Annotated in this window: 10 protein-coding genes and 4 tRNA genes; 13 read left to right on the forward strand and 1 reads right to left on the reverse strand. The window is 54.3% G+C overall.

Annotation, left to right across the window (positions count from 1 at the left end; all coding sequences use genetic code 11):
• Positions 1-37: 37 nt before the first annotated feature.
• On the reverse strand, positions 38-586 hold the full coding sequence (locus D781_RS01150) for a GNAT family N-acetyltransferase (RefSeq protein WP_015344219.1): 549 nt from the start codon (positions 584-586) through the stop codon (positions 38-40).
• A gap of 396 nt (positions 587-982) precedes the next feature.
• Between D781_RS01150 and D781_RS01155 the strand changes: the two genes are divergently transcribed.
• From D781_RS01155 to rpoC, 13 genes are all read left to right on the forward strand, one after another.
• Positions 983-1,058 (forward strand) — tRNA-Thr (locus D781_RS01155).
• Positions 1,059-1,084: 26 nt separating this feature from the next.
• Positions 1,085-1,169: transfer RNA gene (locus tag D781_RS01160), tRNA-Tyr, on the forward strand.
• 184 nt (positions 1,170-1,353) lie between these two features.
• Positions 1,354-1,428: transfer RNA gene (locus D781_RS01165), tRNA-Gly, on the forward strand.
• Between the two features lie 6 nt (positions 1,429-1,434).
• Positions 1,435-1,510 (forward strand) — tRNA-Thr (locus tag D781_RS01170).
• 110 nt (positions 1,511-1,620) lie between these two features.
• On the forward strand, positions 1,621-2,805 hold the full coding sequence (gene tuf, locus D781_RS01175; protein ID WP_015344220.1) for an elongation factor Tu: 1,185 nt from the start codon (positions 1,621-1,623) through the stop codon (positions 2,803-2,805).
• A 257-nt stretch (positions 2,806-3,062) separates the two neighbouring features.
• Positions 3,063-3,446 carry a preprotein translocase subunit SecE gene (secE, locus tag D781_RS01180; RefSeq protein WP_015344221.1) on the forward strand — a complete coding sequence of 128 codons (384 nt, stop codon included), beginning with the start codon at positions 3,063-3,065 and terminating at the stop codon, positions 3,444-3,446.
• Between the two features lie 3 nt (positions 3,447-3,449).
• On the forward strand, positions 3,450-3,995 hold the full coding sequence (gene nusG, locus D781_RS01185) for a transcription termination/antitermination protein NusG (protein WP_015344222.1): 546 nt from the start codon (positions 3,450-3,452) through the stop codon (positions 3,993-3,995).
• A 162-nt stretch (positions 3,996-4,157) separates the two neighbouring features.
• Positions 4,158-4,586 carry a 50S ribosomal protein L11 gene (gene rplK, locus D781_RS01190; protein ID WP_004089458.1) on the forward strand — a complete coding sequence of 143 codons (429 nt, stop codon included), beginning with the start codon at positions 4,158-4,160 and terminating at the stop codon, positions 4,584-4,586.
• Between the two features lie 3 nt (positions 4,587-4,589).
• A complete protein-coding gene (rplA, locus tag D781_RS01195; RefSeq protein WP_015344223.1) occupies positions 4,590-5,294 on the forward strand; it encodes a 50S ribosomal protein L1 in 705 nt (234 codons plus the stop codon).
• Between the two features lie 327 nt (positions 5,295-5,621).
• Entirely contained in the window at positions 5,622-6,119 is a 498-nt protein-coding gene (gene rplJ / locus D781_RS01200; protein WP_015344224.1) for a 50S ribosomal protein L10, read from the forward strand.
• A 63-nt stretch (positions 6,120-6,182) separates the two neighbouring features.
• Positions 6,183-6,551, forward strand: coding sequence for a 50S ribosomal protein L7/L12 (gene rplL, locus D781_RS01205; protein WP_015344225.1), 369 nt, complete (start codon positions 6,183-6,185; stop codon positions 6,549-6,551).
• 330 nt (positions 6,552-6,881) lie between these two features.
• Positions 6,882-10,910 (forward strand): DNA-directed RNA polymerase subunit beta, encoded by a 4,029-nt coding sequence (gene rpoB, locus D781_RS01210; protein ID WP_015344226.1) that lies wholly within the window; start codon positions 6,882-6,884, stop codon positions 10,908-10,910.
• Between the two features lie 116 nt (positions 10,911-11,026).
• A complete protein-coding gene (rpoC, locus tag D781_RS01215) occupies positions 11,027-15,250 on the forward strand; it encodes a DNA-directed RNA polymerase subunit beta' (RefSeq protein ID WP_015344227.1) in 4,224 nt (1,407 codons plus the stop codon).
• Positions 15,251-15,278 lie beyond the last annotated feature (28 nt).

Below are 15,278 nucleotides of genomic sequence, written 5' to 3' on the forward strand. Positions count from 1 at the left end.
CATGGCGGTATCATCAGGCAATGATACCGCGTGAGGCTCAGCTGGCCAGGGAGCGGGAGGCAGGATTGACCGCGAACAGGCGCTTATAATAAATCACGGTAGGGTGGTAATAACCGTCGGGCGTGGCGGCGTAGTCCGGCAGTTCTCCGAGGCAGTGATATCCCATGGCGCGATACAGCGATTCGGCTACGCTGCCGGCTTGCGTATCGAGATAGAGCAGGCCACGCTGCTGCTGCAGCGCCGTATTTTCCACGGTCTTCATCAGGGTACGGCCGATGCCTTTACGACGCGCCTGGCTGTGCACCAGGAGTTTTTGGACCTCTGCACGGTTGCGTCCATTGGGTTTTTGGCACAGTTCCAGCTGTACGCAGCCGGTAACGCCGCTTTCGTCTCTGGCAATCCATAACAGCAGATCGCCTTTTGCCAGAGCCGGGCGCAGGCCGTGAAAGTAGTTGGCAGCCTCTTCTGGCGTAATGTCCTCGGTATAGCCGATTGATGCGCCCCCTTTTACGGCATCCAGCAGCAGAGCTGCCAACTCACTGCGATAGACCGGCAGCGTACTGGCATTTATCGGTACGATTTTCATCAACAACTCCTTGGTTAATGCGGGTAAAACATGCAAGCAATAAGCGCGCCAACCCAACGGAGTCATCGCTGATACCTTCGCGGGGCCGCAGGCGTTTGCGCGCTTGCATCATTATGGGGCGGCGTGACCCTTGGTGGTGCAAGCATCGAAGGGCGGGGAGGCGCCGCCTGTTGACCGCACTGAAACGGCCGACAGGCAGAAACATCGGCTCAAGGCTTGCAAAAAACGGATAAAATTATAGAGAATGGTCATGGCACTTGATGGTTATTTGCGCGCGGAGCGAGCTGAATCCGCTGCAAAATGCAAAAATCGGCTGTTTTGTGAGCGAAAGTACGCAGAACGCAATTTTTTTGTTGCATAGCCCGCGCTCTCTACCTAGAATGCGCTGCACTTGATGCCGGCTTAGCTCAGTAGGTAGAGCAACTGACTTGTAATCAGTAGGTCACCAGTTCGATTCCGGTAGCCGGCACCATCAAGTACCTTGTAGTTTAAAAATCTGGTGGGGTTCCCGAGCGGCCAAAGGGAGCAGACTGTAAATCTGCCGTCACAGACTTCGAAGGTTCGAATCCTTCCCCCACCACCATATTTAATCTTGGCAACAAGGTTAAACCGCACGGCAGGCAGTATGAGTGCCGGGCGAAGAAGGAAAACCGGTTTGCACAGCATGTTTACAGGCTGTACAAAACGAAGGGTGAGGAAGCCAGCGACCAACCGTCCTTTCCCCATCCCAATATCTACAGAAAAATCAGGTAGCCGAGTTCCAGGATGCGGGCATCGTATAATGGCTATTACCTCAGCCTTCCAAGCTGATGATGTGGGTTCGATTCCCACTGCCCGCTCCAAGATGTGCTGATATAGCTCAGTTGGTAGAGCGCACCCTTGGTAAGGGTGAGGTCGGCAGTTCGAATCTGCCTATCAGCACCACTTCTTATTTTCTCGTCCCCTGATTCTCTTTCTGTTCTGAATTCAGCAAGCATTAAGCTTGGTTGATGTGGTGATACCACCGATTTATCCGTGTCTTAGAGGGACAATCGATGTCTAAAGAAAAGTTTGAACGTACAAAACCGCACGTTAACGTCGGTACTATCGGCCACGTTGACCATGGTAAAACAACGCTGACCGCTGCAATCACTACCGTACTGGCTAAAACCTACGGCGGCGCTGCTCGCGCATTCGACCAGATCGATAACGCGCCAGAAGAAAAAGCTCGTGGTATCACCATCAACACTTCTCACGTTGAGTATGACACCCCGACTCGTCACTACGCGCACGTTGACTGCCCAGGGCACGCCGACTACGTGAAAAACATGATCACCGGTGCAGCGCAGATGGACGGCGCAATCCTGGTAGTAGCAGCGACTGACGGCCCAATGCCTCAGACCCGTGAGCACATCCTGCTGGGCCGCCAGGTAGGCGTACCTTACATCATCGTATTCATGAACAAATGCGACATGGTAGATGATGAAGAGCTGCTGGAACTGGTAGAGATGGAAGTTCGCGAACTGCTGTCTGCTTACGACTTCCCAGGCGACGACCTGCCGGTAATCCGTGGTTCCGCGCTGAAAGCGCTGGAAGGCGAAGCCGAGTGGGAAGCGAAAATCGTTGAGCTGGCAGAAGCGCTGGACAGCTACATCCCAGAGCCAGAGCGTGCTGTAGACAAGCCGTTCCTGCTGCCAATCGAAGACGTATTCTCCATCTCCGGTCGTGGTACCGTAGTTACCGGTCGTGTAGAGCGCGGTATCATCAAAGTTGGTGAAGAAGTAGAAATCGTAGGTATCAAAGACACCGTTAAGTCTACCTGTACTGGCGTAGAAATGTTCCGCAAACTGCTGGACGAAGGCCGTGCTGGTGAGAACGTAGGTGTTCTGCTGCGTGGTATCAAGCGTGAAGAAATCGAACGTGGTCAGGTACTGGCGAAGCCAGGTTCAATCAAGCCGCACACCCAGTTCGAATCTGAAGTGTACATTCTGTCCAAAGACGAAGGCGGCCGTCATACTCCGTTCTTCAAAGGCTACCGTCCACAGTTCTACTTCCGTACAACTGACGTGACCGGTACCATCGAACTGCCAGAAGGCGTAGAGATGGTAATGCCAGGCGACAACGTGAACATGAAAGTTACTCTGATTCACCCAATCGCAATGGACGACGGTCTGCGTTTCGCAATCCGTGAAGGCGGCCGTACCGTAGGCGCGGGTGTTGTTGCTAAAGTTATCGCTTAATCGCTGATAACATTTGACGCGACACGCGGTAAAAGGGCATCATTTGATGCCCTTTTTCTACGCTGTGAACTAGAACCTATCTCATCAGCGATTTTACGTTCATAATCATTGGTGAGATGGGCTCTTAAAAGCGTATTGACAGGGTACGTCATCGCGTAAAACACCGAATGCTGTTTGAAGAGCATCTAGTCGGTTTGGTTTGCCTCGCAATGCGAGGCAAAGTTGTTTGTTCTGAATCATAAGTGACAGGTTGGTTTATGAGTGCGAATACCGAGGCTCAAGGGAGCGGGCGCGGCCTGGAAGTGATGAAGTGGCTAATCGTCGCCGTTCTGTTGGTTGTGGCTATTGTCGGTAACTATTATTACCGCGATTTCAGCCTGCCGCTGCGTGCGCTGGCTGTGGTTGTGGTGATTGCTATTGCGGGCGCCATCGCCCTGATGACGGCCAAAGGTAAAGCTACCGTAGCGTTCGCGCGCGAAGCGCGTACCGAAGTACGTAAAGTGATTTGGCCAACGCGCCAGGAAACGCTACACACCACGTTGATCGTTGCCGCGGTAACTGCCGTGATGTCATTGATTCTGTGGGGGCTGGATGGCGTTCTGGTCCGTCTGGTATCGTTTATTACTGGCCTGAGGTTCTAAAAAATGTCTGAAGCTCCAAAAAAACGTTGGTACGTCGTTCAGGCGTTTTCTGGTTTTGAAGGTCGCGTAGCGCAATCGCTGCGCGAGCACATCAAACTGCACGATATGGAAGAGCTGTTCGGCGATGTCATGGTGCCTACGGAAGAAGTGGTTGAGATCCGTGGCGGTCAGCGTCGCAAGAGCGAGCGTAAATTCTTCCCGGGCTACGTGCTGGTTCAAATGGTGATGAACGATGCGAGCTGGCACCTGGTGCGCAGCGTTCCGCGCGTGATGGGCTTTATCGGTGGTACGTCGGATCGTCCGGCGCCAATCAGCGACAAAGAAGTTGATGCCATCATGAACCGTCTGCAGCAGGTTGGCGACAAACCGCGTCCGAAAACGCTGTTCGAGCCGGGTGAACTGGTGCGCGTTAACGACGGTCCGTTCGCTGACTTTAACGGCGTGGTGGAAGAAGTGGATTACGAAAAGAGCCGCCTGAAGGTTTCCGTTTCCATCTTCGGCCGTGCAACGCCGGTAGAACTGGACTTCAGCCAGGTGGAGAAAGGCTGATCGTTTAATCATCAGCTATCCCGGCTTTACGTCTTGTATGAGGCGCGAAATTAAACTATAATTTCGCGCCTTTTGTTTTTAGAGGCCTTGCTCATTGGCTTGGGCGAGGTAAAACACGGGGAGCCTCTGACGAGGCGATACTACCCATACGAGGAAATTTCAATGGCCAAGAAAGTACAAGCCTACGTTAAGCTGCAGGTTGCAGCTGGTATGGCTAACCCGAGCCCGCCAGTCGGTCCAGCTCTGGGTCAGCAAGGTGTTAACATCATGGAATTCTGTAAGGCGTTCAATGCTAAGACTGACAGCATTGAAAAAGGCCTGCCGATCCCGGTTGTTATTACCGTTTATTCTGATCGCTCCTTCACCTTCGTTACCAAAACTCCGCCAGCAGCAGTACTGCTGAAGAAAGCGGCTGGTATCAAGTCTGGTTCTGGCAAGCCGAACAAAGACAAAGTCGGTAAAGTGACCAGTGCTCAGGTACGTGAAATCGCAGAAACCAAAGCTGCGGACATGACTGGTTCCGACGTTGAAGCGATGATTCGCTCCATCGAAGGTACTGCTCGTTCCATGGGCCTGGTAGTGGAGGATTAATAGATGGCTAAGCTGACCAAGCGCATGCGCGTGATCCGTGACAAAGTTGATGCTACTAAACAGTATGACATCACCGAAGCTGTTGCTCTGCTGAAAGAGCTGGCCACCGCTAAATTCGTAGAAAGCGTAGACGTTGCCGTTAACCTGGGCATCGACGCGCGTAAATCTGACCAAAACGTTCGCGGCGCTACCGTTCTGCCACACGGCACCGGTCGCAGCGTACGCGTTGCCGTCTTCGCTCAAGGCCCTAACGCTGAAGCTGCTAAAGCAGCTGGCGCAGAGCTGGTAGGCATGGAAGATCTGGCCGATCAGATCAAAAAAGGCGAAATGAACTTTGACGTTGTTATCGCATCTCCAGATGCAATGCGCGTTGTTGGCCAGCTGGGCCAGGTTCTGGGTCCACGCGGCCTGATGCCAAACCCGAAAGTGGGTACCGTTACTCCGAACGTTGCTGAAGCAGTGAAAAACGCTAAAGCAGGTCAGATTCGTTACCGTAACGACAAAAACGGCATCATCCATACCACTATCGGTAAGGTTGATTTCGATGCAGCTCAGCTGAAAGAAAACCTGGAAGCCCTGCTGGTCGCGCTGAAAAAAGCGAAACCATCTCAGGCTAAAGGCGTTTACATCAAGAAAGTTAGCCTCTCCACCACCATGGGTGCTGGCGTTGCTATCGATCAGAGCGGCCTGACTGCTGTAGCGAGCTAATCGTTTAGACGATTAATCGCTTTGACTTGGGGTATATTTTCGCCTAGAATCTTATGCCCCAAGGTTCTGCCGTATGTTCGGCGGAACAGAAGAATTTTCGGTTGGAGCCTGGCCTAATCCAGGCCTCCGTCCAAGACCGCAGGTGTATCGCAAGATACTTAATTTTCCTGCGTAGACGGTGACAGAGCCTAAAGAAATTTTTTATAAAAGAATGTCTTTGCTGGATTCTGCTCACCGTGTTAAGCCGCTTAACCTGCTGTTTCGGCAGCGGTTAAGTGAAGTGAGTTCCGGGGAATGTTCCCCGGCTAATCCAGGAGCAAAAAGCTAATGGCATTAAATCTTCAAGACAAACAAGCGATTGTTGCTGAAGTCAACGAAGTAGCCAAAGGCGCGCTGTCTGCGGTTGTTGCGGATTCCCGCGGCGTTACCGTAGGTAAAATGACTGAACTGCGTAAAGCAGGTCGTGAAGCTGGCGTTTACATGCGTGTTGTTCGCAACACCCTGATGCGTCGCGTTGTTGAAGGCACTCCATTCGAATGCCTGAAAGACACGTTTGTCGGTCCAACCTTGATTGCATTCTCTACTGAACACCCGGGCGCTGCTGCTCGTCTGTTCAAAGAGTTCGCGAAAGCGAATGCAGAGTTCGAGGTTAAAGCTGCGGCCTTTGAAGGTGAGCTGATCCCTGCGGCGCAAATCGACCGCCTGGCAACGCTGCCAACTTACGAAGAAGCAATCGCACGCCTGATGTCGACCATGAAAGAAGCCGCTGCCGGCAAACTGGTTCGTACTCTGGCTGCTGTGCGCGATCAGAAAGAAGCTGCATAAGCCGCTCTTTCTTAGCCTTTGCTAACGTATTTAAACTATTTCTGAATCTTAGGAACAATTGTTATGTCTATCACTAAAGACCAAATCCTGGAAGCAGTAGCTGCTATGTCCGTAATGGACGTTGTTGAGCTGGTTTCCGCTATGGAAGAAAAATTCGGTGTTTCTGCTGCTGCTGCTGTAGCTGTTGCTGCTGGCGGTGCTGCTGAAGCTGCTGAAGAGAAAACTGAATTCGACGTTATCCTGAAAGCTGCAGGCGCTAACAAAGTTGCTGTTATCAAAGCAGTACGTGGCGCTACCGGCCTGGGTCTGAAAGAAGCTAAAGACCTGGTTGAATCTGCTCCAGCCGCTCTGAAAGAAGGCGTGAGCAAAGATGACGCTGAAGCTTTGAAAAAATCTCTGGAAGAAGCTGGCGCTGAAGTTGAAGTTAAATAAGCCAACCCTTCCGGTTGCAGCCTAAGCGATTAGGCTGATGGCTGGTGACTTTTTAGTCACCAGCCTTTTTGCGCTGTAGGGCGCCAGTAGCGTTTCACACTGTTTGGCTGCTGGATTTGCCTCCCAATATTTGTTTCTATCGACGACTTAATATACTGCGGCTGTGCGCTCCAGGAGTTCTGGGGGCAGTGGCAATGAAATGGTTTAAGAGTGATAGCAAGAGGTATTGCGGAAAGTGTTCCCGCTTTCCGGTCGACAAAATAGTGTTGCATGAACTGTCCTAATCGGACGGACAGAGAGGTTCTACTTTTCAGCGAGCTGAGGAACCCTATGGTTTACTCCTATACCGAGAAAAAACGTATTCGTAAGGATTTTGGTAAGCGTCCACAAGTGTTGGATGTACCATATCTCCTTTCTATCCAGCTTGACTCGTTCCAGAAGTTTATCGAGCAAGATCCAGAAGGGCAGTACGGCCTTGAAGCCGCATTCCGTTCTGTGTTCCCAATCCAGAGCTACAGTGGCAATTCGGAGCTGCAATACGTTAGCTACCGTCTTGGTGAGCCGGTGTTCGACGTCAAAGAGTGCCAGATCCGTGGTGTGACGTTCTCCGCACCGCTGCGCGTCAAACTGCGCCTGGTTATCTATGAGCGAGAAGCACCAGAAGGTACGGTCAAAGACATCAAGGAACAAGAAGTCTACATGGGCGAAATTCCGCTCATGACCGAAAACGGTACCTTTGTTATTAACGGTACTGAGAGGGTTATCGTATCCCAGCTGCACCGTAGTCCTGGCGTATTCTTCGACAGCGATAAGGGTAAAACCCACTCGTCGGGTAAAGTGCTGTATAACGCACGCATCATCCCTTACCGTGGTTCCTGGCTGGACTTCGAGTTTGACCCGAAAGACAACCTGTTCGTGCGTATCGACCGCCGTCGTAAACTGCCGGCCTCGATCATTCTGCGCGCGCTGAACTACACCTCAGAGCAGATCCTTGACCTGTTCTTCGAGAAAGTTGTTTTCGAAATCCGCGACAACAAGCTGCAGATGGAGCTGGTTCCAGAGCGTCTGCGTGGTGAGACCGCGTCGTTCGATATTGAAGCCAACGGCAAAATCTACGTTGAGAAAGGCCGTCGCATCACTGCTCGTCATATCCGCCAGCTTGAAAAAGACGATATCCAGAGCATCGAAGTGCCGGTTGAGTACATCGCGGGCAAAGTGGTCGCCAAAGACTACATCGATACCAATACCGGTGAACTGATTTGCGCCGCCAACATGGAGCTGTCGCTGGATCTGCTGGCGAAGCTGAGCCAGTCTGGCCACAAGCGTATCGAAACGCTGTTCACCAACGATCTGGATCACGGCGCCTACATCTCCGAGACGCTGCGTGTCGACCCGACCAATGACCGCCTGAGCGCGCTGGTTGAGATCTACCGCATGATGCGTCCTGGCGAGCCACCGACGCGTGAAGCGGCGGAAAGCCTGTTCGAGAACCTGTTCTTCTCCGAAGACCGCTACGATCTGTCCGCGGTCGGCCGTATGAAGTTCAACCGCTCTCTGCTGCGCGATGACATCGAAGGTTCAGGCATCCTGAGCCAGGAAGACATCATCGACGTAATGAAGAAGCTCATCGACATCCGTAACGGTAAAGGCGAAGTGGACGATATCGACCACCTCGGCAACCGTCGCATCCGCTCCGTGGGCGAAATGGCTGAGAACCAGTTCCGCGTAGGTCTGGTGCGCGTTGAGCGTGCGGTGAAAGAGCGTCTGTCTCTGGGCGATCTGGACACCCTGATGCCTCAGGACATGATCAACGCCAAGCCGATTTCGGCGGCGGTGAAAGAGTTCTTCGGCTCAAGCCAGCTGTCCCAGTTTATGGACCAGAACAACCCGCTGTCCGAGATTACGCACAAGCGTCGTATCTCCGCACTGGGCCCGGGCGGTCTGACCCGTGAGCGCGCCGGCTTCGAAGTACGTGACGTACACCCAACCCACTACGGTCGTGTATGTCCAATCGAAACCCCGGAAGGTCCGAACATCGGTCTGATCAACTCCCTGTCCGTGTACGCACAGACTAACGAGTATGGCTTCCTGGAAACCCCGTACCGCCGCGTGCGTGACGGCGTGGTTACCGATGAAATCAACTACCTGTCTGCCATTGAAGAAGGCAACTTCGTTATCGCCCAGGCTAACTCCAACCTGGATGATGACGGCCGCTTCGTGGAAGACCTGGTCACCTGCCGCAGCAAAGGCGAATCCAGCCTGTTCAGCCGCGATCAGGTTGACTATATGGACGTATCCACCCAGCAGGTTGTTTCCGTTGGTGCCTCTCTGATTCCATTCCTGGAACACGATGACGCCAACCGTGCATTGATGGGTGCGAACATGCAACGTCAGGCGGTGCCAACCCTGCGTGCTGACAAGCCGCTGGTCGGTACCGGTATGGAGCGCGCAGTAGCGGTTGACTCCGGCGTTACCGCCGTTGCCAAACGCGGCGGTGTGATCCAGTACGTGGATGCTTCCCGTATCGTTATCAAAGTTAACGAAGACGAGATGTACCCGGGCGAAGCAGGCATCGACATTTATAACCTGACCAAGTACACCCGTTCCAACCAGAACACCTGCATCAACCAGATGCCGTGTGTGAACCTGGGCGAACCTATCGAGCGCGGCGACGTGCTGGCAGACGGTCCGTCTACCGATCTGGGTGAGCTGGCGCTGGGTCAGAACATGCGTGTGGCGTTCATGCCTTGGAACGGCTACAACTTCGAAGACTCCATCTTGGTGTCCGAACGCGTTGTCCAGGAAGATCGCTTCACCACCATCCACATCCAGGAACTGGCTTGCGTGTCGCGCGACACCAAACTGGGGCCTGAAGAGATCACCGCCGATATCCCGAACGTGGGTGAAGCAGCGCTCTCTAAACTGGATGAGTCAGGTATCGTCTACATCGGTGCGGAAGTGACCGGCGGCGACATTCTGGTAGGTAAGGTGACGCCGAAAGGTGAAACCCAGCTGACGCCGGAAGAGAAACTGCTGCGCGCGATCTTCGGTGAGAAAGCGTCCGATGTGAAAGACTCTTCTCTGCGTGTGCCGAACGGCGTTTCCGGTACCGTTATCGACGTGCAGGTCTTCACCCGCGATGGCGTGGAAAAAGACAAGCGTGCGCTCGAAATCGAAGAGATGCAGCTGAAGCAGGCGAAGAAAGACCTGACTGAAGAACTGCAGATCCTGGAAGCCGGTCTGTTTGCGCGTATCCACGCGGTGCTGGTTGCCGGCGGCATTGAAGCTGACAAGCTGAGCCAACTGCCGCGCGATCGCTGGCTGGAACTGGGCCTGACCGACGAAGAGAAGCAAAACCAGCTGGAACAGCTGGCCGAGCAGTACGACGAACTGAAAGCCGACTTCGAGAAGAAACTGGAAGCCAAGCGTCGTAAGATCACCCAAGGCGACGATCTGGCACCTGGCGTGCTGAAAATCGTCAAGGTGTACCTGGCGGTTAAACGTCAGATCCAGCCGGGTGATAAAATGGCAGGTCGCCACGGTAACAAAGGTGTTATCTCCAAGATCAACCCGATCGAAGATATGCCTTACGATGAAAACGGCACGCCGGTAGACATCGTACTGAACCCGCTGGGCGTACCATCACGTATGAACATCGGTCAGATTCTGGAAACCCACCTGGGTATGGCGGCGAAAGGCATTGGTGAGAAGATCAACCAGATGCTCAAGCAGCAGCAGGAAGTGGCCAAACTGCGTGAATTCATCCAGAAAGCGTACGATCTGGGTGACGACGTTTGCCAGAAAGTTGACCTGAACACCTTCAGCGATGAAGAAGTGCTGCGCCTGGCGGAGAACCTGAAAAAAGGTATGCCGATCGCAACGCCGGTGTTCGATGGTGCGAAAGAGACTGAAATCAAGAAACTGCTGGAAATGGGCGGTATCCCGACCTCCGGTCAGATCACGCTGTTCGATGGCCGTACCGGCGAGCAATTTGAGCGTCAGGTAACCGTAGGCTATATGTACATGCTGAAGCTGAACCACCTGGTCGACGATAAAATGCACGCTCGTTCAACCGGTTCTTACAGTCTGGTTACGCAGCAGCCTCTGGGTGGTAAAGCGCAGTTCGGTGGCCAACGCTTCGGTGAGATGGAAGTGTGGGCGCTGGAAGCATACGGCGCAGCTTATACCCTGCAGGAAATGCTTACCGTTAAGTCGGATGACGTTAACGGCCGTACCAAGATGTACAAAAACATCGTGGATGGCGACCACCGTATGGAACCGGGCATGCCGGAATCCTTCAACGTACTGTTGAAAGAGATCCGCTCGCTGGGTATCAACATCGAACTGGAAGACGAGTAATCGGCTTTCAGCCTCAGGCTCCTCGCCTAGGAGCCTGAGCGTGGTTGTTCAGGTCACACGGGAAGAGGCGATATTTGCCTCTTCCCAACAGGTTTAACTCCGACAGGAGCCAATCCGTGAAAGACTTATTGAAGTTTCTGAAAGCGCAAACTAAGACCGAAGAGTTTGATGCGATCAAGATTGCTCTGGCATCGCCAGACATGATCCGTTCGTGGTCGTTCGGTGAAGTTAAAAAGCCGGAAACCATTAACTACCGTACGTTCAAACCAGAGCGTGACGGTTTGTTCTGCGCCCGTATCTTCGGGCCGGTAAAAGATTACGAGTGCCTGTGCGGTAAGTACAAGCGCTTGAAGCACCGCGGCGTCATCTGTGAGAAGTGCGGCGTTGAAGTGACCCAGACCAAAGTGCGTCGTGAGCGCATGGGCCACATCGAACTGGCTTCCCCGACTGCGCACATCTGGTTCCTGAAATCGCTGCCGTCCCGCATCGGTTTGCTGCTGGATATGCCGCTGCGTGACATCGAACGCGTACTGTACTTCGAATCCTACGTGGTGGTTGAAGGCGGTATGACCAACCTCGAGCGTCGTCAGATCCTGACTGAAGAGCAGTATCTGGACGCGCTGGAAGAGTTCGGTGATGAATTCGACGCCAAGATGGGTGCGGAAGCGATCCAGGCCCTGTTGAAAAACATGGATCTGGAGCAAGAGTGTGAAACTCTGCGCGAAGAGCTGAACGAAACCAACTCCGAAACCAAGCGTAAGAAGCTGACCAAGCGTATCAAGCTGCTGGAAGCGTTCGTACAGTCCGGCAACAAGCCGGAGTGGATGATCCTGACCGTGCTGCCGGTACTGCCGCCGGATCTGCGTCCGCTGGTTCCGCTGGATGGCGGTCGTTTCGCGACCAGCGATCTGAACGATCTGTATCGTCGCGTTATCAACCGTAACAACCGTTTGAAGCGCCTGCTGGATCTGGCCGCGCCGGACATCATCGTGCGCAACGAAAAGCGTATGCTGCAAGAAGCGGTAGATGCGCTGCTGGATAACGGCCGTCGCGGTCGTGCGATCACCGGTTCCAACAAACGTCCTCTGAAATCTTTGGCCGACATGATCAAAGGTAAGCAGGGTCGTTTCCGTCAGAACCTGCTCGGTAAGCGTGTTGACTACTCCGGCCGTTCCGTTATCACCGTTGGTCCATACCTGCGTCTGCACCAGTGTGGTCTGCCGAAGAAAATGGCGCTGGAACTGTTCAAACCGTTCATCTACGGCAAGCTGGAGCTGCGTGGCCTGGCCACCACCATCAAAGCCGCCAAGAAAATGGTTGAGCGCGAAGAAGCCGTCGTTTGGGATATCCTGGATGAAGTGATCCGCGAACACCCGGTACTGCTGAACCGTGCACCAACCCTGCACCGTTTGGGTATCCAGGCCTTTGAACCGGTACTGATCGAAGGTAAAGCCATCCAGCTGCACCCGCTGGTTTGTGCGGCGTATAACGCCGACTTCGATGGTGACCAGATGGCTGTTCACGTACCGCTGACGCTGGAAGCCCAGCTGGAAGCGCGTGCGCTGATGATGTCGACCAACAACATCCTGTCTCCAGCGAACGGCGAGCCAATCATCGTTCCGTCGCAGGACGTTGTATTGGGTCTGTACTACATGACCCGTGACTGTGTTAACGCCAAAGGCGAAGGCATGGTGCTGAACGGTCCTAAAGAAGCCGAGCGTATTTACCGCGCCGGCCTGGCCTCTCTGCACGCGCGCGTTAAAGTGCGTATCACTGAAGAAGTGAAAGATGCGGAAGGCGAGTGGACGACGCAGACCAGCCTGGTGGACACCACCATCGGCCGCGCCATCCTGTGGATGATCGTGCCGAAAGGCCTGCCGTACGCTATCGTTAACCAGCCGCTGGGCAAGAAAGCGATCTCCAAGATGCTGAACACCTGTTACCGCATCCTGGGCCTGAAGCCGACCGTTATCTTTGCTGACCAGATCATGTACACCGGTTTTGCTTACGCAGCCCGTTCAGGTGCTTCCGTAGGTATCGACGACATGGTTATCCCGGCGAAGAAAGCCGAGATCATCGAAGAAGCGGAAACCGAAGTTGCCGAGATCCAGGAGCAGTTCCAATCGGGTCTGGTTACCGCCGGCGAACGCTACAACAAGGTTATCGATATCTGGGCTGCGGCCAACGAACGCGTTGCTAAAGCGATGATGGAAAACCTGTCGATAGAAGACGTGGTTAACCGTGACGGCGAAGTGGAACAGCAGGTTTCCTTCAACAGCATCTTTATGATGGCCGACTCCGGTGCGCGTGGTTCCGCCGCTCAGATTCGTCAGCTGGCCGGTATGCGTGGCCTGATGGCGAAGCCGGACGGCTCCATCATCGAAACGCCAATCACCGCGAACTTCCGTGAAGGTCTGAACGTACTCCAGTACTTCATCTCCACGCACGGTGCGCGTAAAGGTTTGGCGGATACCGCACTGAAAACCGCAAACTCCGGTTATCTGACGCGTCGTCTGGTTGACGTTGCGCAGGATCTGGTAGTGACCGAAGACGACTGTGGCACGCACGACGGCATCCTGATGACTCCGGTCATCGAAGGCGGCGACGTGAAAGAGCCGCTGCGTGAGCGCGTACTGGGTCGTGTGACCGCGGAAGAAGTCCTGAAGCCGGGTACGGCGGACATTCTGGTGCCGCGTAACACCCTGCTGAACGAGAAATGGTGTGATCTGTTAGAAGAGAACTCCGTTGACAGCGTGAAGGTTCGCTCCGTCGTTAGCTGTGAAACCGACTTCGGCGTGTGTGCCAACTGCTATGGTCGTGACCTGGCGCGTGGCCACATCATCAACAAGGGTGAAGCCATCGGCGTTATCGCAGCACAGTCCATCGGTGAGCCGGGTACCCAGCTGACGATGCGTACCTTCCACATCGGTGGTGCGGCATCGCGTGCGGCTGCTGAATCCAGCATCCAGGTGAAAAACAGCGGTAGCATCAAGCTGAGCAACGCCAAGTTTGTTGTCAACAGCAGCGATAAGCTGGTTATCACCTCGCGTAACACCGAGCTGAAGCTGATCGACGAATTCGGCCGTACCAAAGAGAGCTACAAGGTGCCTTACGGCGCCGTGATGGCGAAAGGCGACAACGCGGAAGTGACCGGCGGTGAAACCGTTGCGAACTGGGATCCGCACACCATGCCGGTTGTCAGTGAAGTGAGCGGTTTCATTCGCTTCGCCGATATGATCGACGGCCAGACGATTACTCGTCAGACCGACGAACTGACCGGCCTGTCATCACTGGTGGTTCTGGATTCTGCAGAACGTACCGCGGGCGGTAAAGACCTGCGTCCGGCGCTGAAAGTTGTGGACGCCAATGGCGACGACGTTCTGATCCCGGGCACCGATATGCCGGCTCAGTACTTCCTGCCGGGCAAAGCGATTGTTCAGCTGGAAGACGGCGTGCAGATCGGTTCCGGTGACACCCTGGCGCGTATTCCGCAGGAATCCGGCGGTACCAAGGATATTACCGGTGGTCTGCCGCGCGTTGCGGATCTGTTCGAAGCCCGTCGTCCGAAAGAGCCGGCAATCCTGGCTGAGATCAGCGGCATTATCTCGTTCGGTAAAGAGACCAAAGGCAAACGCCGCCTGGTTATCACCCCGCTGGACGGCAGCGATGCCTACGAAGAGATGATTCCGAAATGGCGTCAGCTCAACGTGTTTGAAGGCGAACGCGTCGAACGTGGTGATGTGGTTTCCGATGGTCCAGAGTCGCCGCACGATATTCTGCGTCTGCGTGGTGTGCATGCGGTTACCCGCTACATCACCAACGAAGTGCAGGAAGTTTACCGTCTGCAAGGCGTTAAGATTAACGATAAGCACATCGAAGTTATCGTTCGTCAGATGCTGCGTAAAGGCACCATCGTTAGCGCTGGTGGCTCTGAGTTCCTGGAAGGCGAACAGGCTGAAGTGTCCCGCGTCAAGATTGCCAACCGCCAGCTGGAAGCTGACGGCAAGATTGGGGCAACCTTCGCACGCGACCTGCTGGGTATCACCAAGGCTTCCTTGGCGACCGAGTCCTTCATCTCTGCCGCATCGTTCCAGGAAACGACGCGCGTTCTCACCGAAGCGGCGGTTGCCGGCAAGCGTGATGAACTGCGTGGCCTGAAAGAGAACGTCATCGTGGGCCGTCTGATTCCAGCCGGTACCGGTTACGCTTATCACCAGGACCGCATGCGTCGTCGTGCGCAGGGCGAAGCACCGGTTGTTCCGCAGGTGAGCGCGGAAGAAGCGACTGCCAACCTGGCTGAATTGCTGAATGCAGGCCTGAACGGCAGCGACGACGAGTAATCGCGTTGATGCCGCGGCCCGGTACGCC

It is taken from the genome of Serratia sp. FGI94 (assembly GCF_000330865.1).
Classification (GTDB): Bacteria; Pseudomonadota; Gammaproteobacteria; order Enterobacterales; family Enterobacteriaceae; genus Serratia_B; species Serratia_B rubidaea.

Bases quoted from the DNA above. Each gene is read 5' to 3' on its own strand.
- rplJ (WP_015344224.1), top strand. From the start codon at position 5,622: ATGGCATTAAATCTTCAAGACAAACAAGCGATTGTTGCTGAAGTCAAC.
- D781_RS01150 (WP_015344219.1), bottom strand. From the start codon at position 586: ATGAAAATCGTACCGATAAATGCCAGTACGCTGCCGGTCTATCGCAGT.
- secE (WP_015344221.1), top strand. From the start codon at position 3,063: ATGAGTGCGAATACCGAGGCTCAAGGGAGCGGGCGCGGCCTGGAAGTG.
- rpoB (WP_015344226.1), top strand. From the start codon at position 6,882: ATGGTTTACTCCTATACCGAGAAAAAACGTATTCGTAAGGATTTTGGT.
- nusG (WP_015344222.1), top strand. From the start codon at position 3,450: ATGTCTGAAGCTCCAAAAAAACGTTGGTACGTCGTTCAGGCGTTTTCT.
- rplA (WP_015344223.1), top strand. From the start codon at position 4,590: ATGGCTAAGCTGACCAAGCGCATGCGCGTGATCCGTGACAAAGTTGAT.
- tuf (WP_015344220.1), top strand. From the start codon at position 1,621: ATGTCTAAAGAAAAGTTTGAACGTACAAAACCGCACGTTAACGTCGGT.
- rplL (WP_015344225.1), top strand. From the start codon at position 6,183: ATGTCTATCACTAAAGACCAAATCCTGGAAGCAGTAGCTGCTATGTCC.
- rplK (WP_004089458.1), top strand. From the start codon at position 4,158: ATGGCCAAGAAAGTACAAGCCTACGTTAAGCTGCAGGTTGCAGCTGGT.